Below are 7,791 nucleotides of genomic sequence, written 5' to 3' on the forward strand. Positions count from 1 at the left end.
GATGCTTTTGCCGATGTACAAAGGCGCTTTGTGCTCGCCATAAAAAATGTAGCAGCCCGGCGCAGCCAAAGCGACAAGATCAGCACCCTAGGCAACCTGAACATCGGGCAGATCGAAACAGACGCCTTGGTCGAATACAGCACCGACGGCAGCACCTGGAGCAGCACCTTCACGGCGCAAGAAGGCGCCAACACCGTGCAAGTGCGTCAAACCGACAAAGCCAACAACACCAGCACCCCCACCGTGTTCAGCTTCACGGTGGACACCGGCAAACCCGTGCCCACCGTCAGCATCACGCCCATTGGCGGCGACGATGCCGTGGGCCCGGCCGATGCGGCCAACCTGCAAACCACCATCACCGGCGCTGCGCTGGGGGCCAGCGAAGGCGATGTGGTGCAAATTGCCGTGAACGGCAACACCTTCAGCGGCACCGTCAACGCCGTGGGCAGCTACAACATCAGCATCGACACGGCCGACCTGGTGGCCGACTCGGACAAAACACTGGAAGTGCTGCTCAACGCCAGCGATGCCGCAGGCAACCAAGCCAGCACCTCGGCCAGCCGCAGCTACAGCGTGGACACCTCGGCGCCGCAAGTGCAAAGCATCGCGCTGGACAAAACACTGCTCAAGGCAGGCGACAGCGCCACCGTCACCATCCGCTTCTCGGAAAAAGTCATCGCCTTTGATGTGGGCGATCTGGTGGCCGACAACGCCAGCCTGAGCGGCCTGGCCACAGCCGACGACGGCCTGACCTGGACGGCCACGCTGGTGGCCAACAGCAGCATCGAAGACACCAGCAACCTGGTGCAACTGTCGGCCACCTACACCGACAATGCAGGCAACGTGGGCACAGCAGGCGTAAGCAACAACTACAGCCTGGACACCAAAGCCCCCACAGCCACGATCAAACTGGCCGACGAAGCCTTGCAAGCGGGCGAGACCACCACGCTGACCATCACCTTCAGCGAGAAAGTGCAAGACTTTGGCAACGCGGATGTCACGGTACAAAACGGCACATTGGGCACGCTGGTCAGCACCGACGGCATCGTCTGGACCGGCACCTACACCCCCAGCGTCAACCTTGAAGACAGCACCAACGTCATCACGCTGGCCAACACCTACAGCGACCTGATCGGCAACGCCGGAGCCGCAGGCACCAGCGGCAACTACAGCGTGGACACCAAGGCCCCCTCGGCCGTGGTCACCCTCCAAGACGCCCAAGGCGCACCGATGACCAGCCTCACGGCCGGTCAAAGCGCCCAGCTGACCATCACCTTCAGCGAAGCGGTCAAAGACTTCAGCAACGCGGACGTCACAGCGCCCAACGGCACGCTCAGCACCCTGGCCAGCACCGACGGCGGCAGCACCTGGACCGCCACCTTCACGCCCAACGCCAACGTGGAAGTGGCGGCCAACAGCATCAGCGTCAACCCCAACACCTACAGCGACCTGGCCGCTAACGCAGGCGCAGCCGCATCGAGTGCCAACTACGCTGTGGACACCCAAGGCCCCACCGCCAGCATCACCCTGAGCGACAGCGCGCTCACGGCAGGCGAGAGCGCACAAGTGACCATCGTCTTCAGTGAAAAAGTCACCGGCTTTGGCAACACCGATGTCACGGTGGAGAACGGCACGCTGAGCACCCTGGCCACCACCGACGAGGGCAAGACCTGGGTGGGCACCTTCACGCCCACAGCGGGCACGGCAGACGCCAGCAACGTCATGAGCGTGGCCAACAGCTACACCGACGTGGCGGGCAACCCAGGCGCCAGCACCAGCAGCGCCAACTACGCGATAGACCTCAAAGCGCCCACGGCCAGCATCGCCTTGAGCGACAACGCCCTCAAAGCAGGCGAGAGCGCCACCGTCACGATCACCTTCAGCGAGAAAGTCAAAGACTTCAGCAACGCGGACATCACAGCGCCCAATGGGGCTCTGAGCACATTCACCGCCAGCGCAGACGGCCTGATCTGGACAGCCACCTTCACACCAGCAGTGGACACCGAAGCGGCCAGCAACACGCTGAGCCTGAGCACGGCCTACAGCGACGAAGCGGGCAACACCGGCACCACAGCGCAGGCCAGCTATGCGGTAGACACCAAGGCACCGAGCTTCACGGTCAAGCTCGATGACGCCAGCAACAGCGGCGCCAAGTCAGACCGCCTGACCCACGACGACACGCCCACCATCAGCGGCACGGGCACCAAGGATGACATCATCCAAGTGACCATGCCCGGCACCCTTGAAGTGCTGAGCACCACGGTGGCCGCAGACGGCAAGTGGAGCGTCACGCCGACCCTGGTGATCGCCAGCGGCAACGTGATCGTGATCGCCACCGACCCGGCAGGCAACACCAGTGCAGCGCAAACACTGGCCCTGGTGATCGACGCCAGCATCACCACCCCTGTCATCAGCCTGATCAGCGACAGCGGATCGAGCGCCACAGACAAAGTCACCAGCAACGGTGCCTTCGCCGTCAGCGCTGACAGCGACAGCCAGCTGGAATACAGCACCAACGGCACGACCTGGACCACCACCTTCAATGCGACAGAAGGCGCCAACACGGTGCAGGTGCGCGCCACCGACGCCGCAGGCAACGTGGCCACCTCCAGCGCCTTCAGTTTCACCCTGGACAGCCAAACCAGCGCCTTCACCGTGGCGCTCAGCTGCGACAGCGGCACGGCCAGCGACAAAGTCAGCCGAAATGGCGCTTTGGTCATCACCGGCGCAGAAGCCGGAGCCGACATCAGCTACAGCACCAACGGCAGCACCTGGACCAGCACCTACACGGCCGCCGAAGGCCTGAACAACGTCAAAGTGCGCGTCATGGACACCGCAGGCAACCAGCGCACCCAAGACTACAGCTTCACCCTGGACAGCACAGCGCCCACCCCAGCGGTGCTCACCCTGGTGTGCGACAGCGGCAGCCAAGGCGCTGATCAACTCACGAACAACGGCACGGTCAACGTGGCCGCCGAAGCCGGTGCCACGCTGGAATACAGCACCAACGGCACCACCTGGGGCAGCACCTTTGCACCGGCCGAAGGGGCCAACACGGTGAGCGTGCGCGTCACCGACCCAGCAGGCAACGTCAGCGAGCCATCGAGCCTGAGCTTCACGCTGGACAGCGCAGCCCCCACAGCGCCCACCGTGGGCCTGGTGTGCGACAGCGGCAGCATCACTGGTGCGGGCACAGACAAGATCAGCAACACAGGCACCCTGAGCCTCAGCAGCGTGGAAGCAGGCGGCCAGCTCGAATACAGCACCAACGGCGTGAACTGGGCGACCACCTTTGCAGCCGCAGAGGGCGCCAACAACGTGCAAGTGCGCGTGACCGATGCCGCAGGCAACCTGGGCGCAGTCACCAACTACAGCTTCACCCTGGACACCCAAGCGCCCAACGCGCCCGTATTGGACTTGGTGTGCGACAGCGGTGCTTTGGGCACCGACAAGATCACCCACGATGGCCGCTACAGCGTCACGACATCCGAAGCAGGTGCCACGCTGCAATACAGCACAGACGGCGTCGGGTGGGGCAGCACCTTCACAGCCGCCGAAGGCAGCAACACCGTCAAGGCGCGGGTCATCGACGCGGCAGGCAACGCAGGTGCTGCCAGCACCCTGAGCTTCACGCTGGACATGGTCATCAGCAAACCCACCGTGGCGCTCAGCTGCGACAGTGGCACCAGCAACAGTGACGGCATCACCCGCAGCGGCGCGCTGAACCTGAATCACATCGACAGCGACGCGCAGGTGCAGTACAGCACCGACGGCCAAACCTGGACCAGCAGCTTCACTGCGGTGGAGGGCACCAACAGCGTGACCCTCAAGGTCACGGACGCAGCAGGCAATGTGGCCACCTCGGACACACTGAGCTTCACACTGAATGCAGCAGACGCGGTGTTCACCGCCCAACTGGACCTGTCCAGCAACAGCGGCAGCCAGACCGATCTGCTGACCCAGGACCTGACCCCCACGATCAGTGGCACCGGCACAGAGGGCGACATCATCCAAGTCACCATGCCCGGCACAGGCGCGATCCTGAGCACCACGGTGGCCGCAGATGGCAAGTGGAGCGTGACCGCCGGCACCGATGTGGCCAGCGGCGCCGTGAGCGTGATAGCGACCAATGCCGCAGGCGTGGTGAGTGCCGCCAAGACGCTGACGCTGCAAATCGACACCAGCATCACCACCCCCGTGATCAGCCTGATCAGCGACAGCGGATCGAGCGCCACAGACAAAGTCACCAGCAACGGTGCCTTCAGCGTCAGCGCTGACAGCGACAGCCAGCTGGAATACAGCACCAACGGCACGACCTGGACCACCACCTTCAATGCGACAGAAGGCGCCAACACGGTGCAGGTGCGCGCCACCGACGCCGCAGGCAACGTGGCCACCTCCAGCGCCTTCAGTTTCACCCTGGACAGCCAAACCAGCGCCTTCACCGTGGCGCTCAGCTGCGACAGCGGCACGGCCAGCGACAAAGTCAGCCGAGATGGCGCTTTGGTCATCACCGGCGCAGAAGCCGGAGCCGACATCAGCTACAGCACCAACGGCAGCACCTGGACCAGCACCTACACCGCCACCGAAGGCCTGAACACCGTCAAAGTGCGCGTCATGGACACCGCAGGCAACCAGCGCACCCAAGACTACAGCTTCACCCTGGACAGCACAGCGCCCACCCCAGCGGTGCTCACCCTGGTGTGCGACAGCGGCAGCCAAGGCGCTGATCAACTCACGAACAACGGCACGGTCAACGTGGCCGCCGAAGCCGGTGCCACCCTCGAATACAGCACCAACGGCACCACCTGGGGCAGCACCTTTGCAGCCGTAGAAGGGGCCAACACGGTGAGCGTGCGCGTCACCGACCCAGCAGGCAACGTCAGCAGCACCTCCAGCCTGAGCTTCACCCTGGACAGGGCAGCTCCTGTGGCTCCCACCGTGGGCCTGGTGTGCGACAGCGGCAGCATCACAGGTGCGGGCACAGACAAGATCAGCAACTCAGGCACCCTGAGTCTCAGCAGTGTGGAAGCAGGCGGCCAGCTCGAATACAGCACCAACGGCGTGAACTGGGCCACCACCTTTGCAGCCGCAGAGGGCTCCAACAACGTGCAAGTGCGCGTGACCGATGCCGCTGGCAATGCCGGTGCTGTGGCCACCTACAGCTTCACATTGGATACACAAGCACCTGCAGCGCCCGAATTAGGCTTGGTGTGCGACAGCGGCGCATTGGGCACCGACAAGATCACCAACGATGGCCGCCACAGCGTCAGGACTTCGGAAGTGGGCGCCACGTTGCAATACAGCACAGACGGCGCAGCTTGGGGCACCACCTTCACCGCAGCCGAAGGCAGCAACACCGTCAAGGCACGTGTCATCGATGCAGCAGGCAACGCAGGCGCAGACAGCACCCTGAGCTTCACGCTTGACAAAACGATCACCCAGCCAGTTGTCGCGCTGGTCTGCGACAGCGGCACAAGCGCAACAGACAAGATCACCCAGGACGGCACGCTCAAGCTCAGCGACGTGGACAGCGATGCACAGGTGCAATACAGCACCGACGCAGGCGTGAGCTGGAGCGAAACCTTCAGTGCCGCCGAAGGCCTCAACACCGTGACCATCCGGGTGAAAGATCTGGCAGGCAACGTGGCCAACTCCTCCAGCCTGAGCTTCACGCTGGACACACAAGCGCCAAGCTTCACGGCCAAACTTGACGATGCCAGCAACAGCGCAAGCTTGACAGACCGGCTGACCCACCACAGCAGACCGACCATCAGCGGCACGGGCACAGAAGGCGAACTCATCACCGTGAGCATGCCCGGCAGCCTGGAACAACTGAGCACCACGGTGGCAGCCGACGGCTCCTGGAGCGTCACACCCACGATCGACATCGTCAGCGGCACAGTCAGCATCAGCGCCCAAGACGCGGCAGGCAATGTCAGTGGCACTCAAACATTGGCCCTGTTGATCGACACCATCGTCGCTATGCCCACAGTGGCTCTGGCATGCGACAGCGGCGCCAACAACAGCGACAAAATCAGCCGAAATGGCACGATCGCTGTGGGCAATCTGGAGACTGGCGCTACAGTCGAATACAGCACCAACGGCACAACGTGGAGCAGCACCTTCACAGCCACTGACGGCGCCAACACGGTGAGCGTGCGCCAGACCGACGCCGCAGGCAACGTGAGCGCGGCCAGTACATTGAACTTCACACTGGACACCACCGCCCCAGTGCCAACGGTCAGCATCAACGCAATTGGCGGCGACGACGCCCTGAGCCCCGCTGACGCCGTGCAAACCCACACCGCCATCACCGGCAGCGTGAGCGACGCCCGCGAAGGCGACGAGGTCAAAGTGCTGGTCAACGGCCAAACCTTTACAGGCACCGTGGACGCTTTGAGCAACTACAGCGTGAGCGTGGCCACAGCCGATCTGATTGCCGACTCCGGCAGCACCCTTGAAGTCGTGCTCATGGCCAGCGATGCGGCAGGCAACACCCAGATGGCATCGACCACCCGAGCCTATGCGGTGGACATCACCGTGCCCACGGTGCAAAGCATCGTGCTGGACAAGAGCGCCCTCAAAGTGGGTGAAACCGCCACCGTCACCATCGGCTTCAGCGAGAAAGTCAAAGCCTTTGACCTGTCGGACCTGAGCGCTGACAACGCCGCGCTGAGCGGCCTGGCCAGCGCCGACGGCGGTCTGACCTGGACAGCCACACTCACCCCGACTGCCAACATCGAAGACACCGGCAATGTGGTCCAAGTGCTGGCCAACTACACCGACCTGTCGGACAACCCGGGCACAGCAGGCGTAAGCAACAACTACAGCCTAGACACCAAAGCCCCCACAGCCACGATCAAACTGGCTGACGAGGCCCTGCAAGCGGGCGAAACCACCACACTGACCATCACCTTCAGCGAGAAAGTGCAAGACTTTGGCAACGCGGATGTCACGGTACAAAACGGCACATTGGGCACGCTGGTCAGCACCGACGGCATCGTCTGGACCGGCACCTACACGCCCAGCATCAACCTCGAAGACAGCACCAACGTCATCACGCTGGCCAACACCTACAGCGACCTGATCGGCAACGCCGGGACCGTGGGCACCAGCGGCAACTACAGCGTGGACACCAAGGCCCCCTCGGCCACCGTCGCCCTCAAAGACGCACAAGGTGCGGCCATCACCAGCCTCACGGCGGGCCAAAGCGCCCAGCTGACCATCACCTTCAGCGAAGCGGTCAAAGACTTCAGCAACGCGGACGTCACAGCGCCCAACGGCACGCTCAGCACCCTGGCCAGCACCGACGGCGGCACCACCTGGACCGCCACCTTCACGCCCAACGCCAACGTGGAAGTGGCGGCCAACAGCATCAGCGTCAACCCTGGCGCCTACAGCGACCTCGCGAACAACGCAGGCGCAGCTGCAGCCAGCGCGAACTACGCGGTGGACACCCAAGGCCCCACCGCCAGCATCACCCTGAGCGACAGCGCGCTCACGGCAGGCGAGAGCGCACAAGTGACCATCGTCTTCAGCGAAAAAGTCACCGGCTTTGGCAACAACGATGTGACCGTGGAGAACGGCACGCTGAGCACCCTGGCCACCACCGACGAGGGCAAGACCTGGGTGGGCACCTTCACGCCCACAGCGGGAACGGCCGATGCCAGCAACGTCATGAGCGTGGCCAACAGCTACACCGACGTGGCGGGCAACCCAGGCGCCAGCACCAGCAGCGCCAACTACGCGATAGACCTCAAAGCGCCCACGGCCAGCATCGCCTTGAGC

Annotated in this window: 1 protein-coding gene; it reads left to right on the forward strand. The window is 63.7% G+C overall.

What is annotated here, in order from left to right:
* Positions 1-30: 30 nt before the first annotated feature.
* Positions 31-7,791 (forward strand): beta strand repeat-containing protein (locus AMM33_RS21055; RefSeq protein WP_194945645.1); only part of this gene is annotated, 7,761 nt, incomplete at its 3' end.

This window comes from Limnohabitans sp. DM1, assembly GCF_001269385.1.
In the GTDB taxonomy this organism is placed as follows: domain Bacteria; phylum Pseudomonadota; class Gammaproteobacteria; order Burkholderiales; family Burkholderiaceae_C; genus Limnohabitans_A.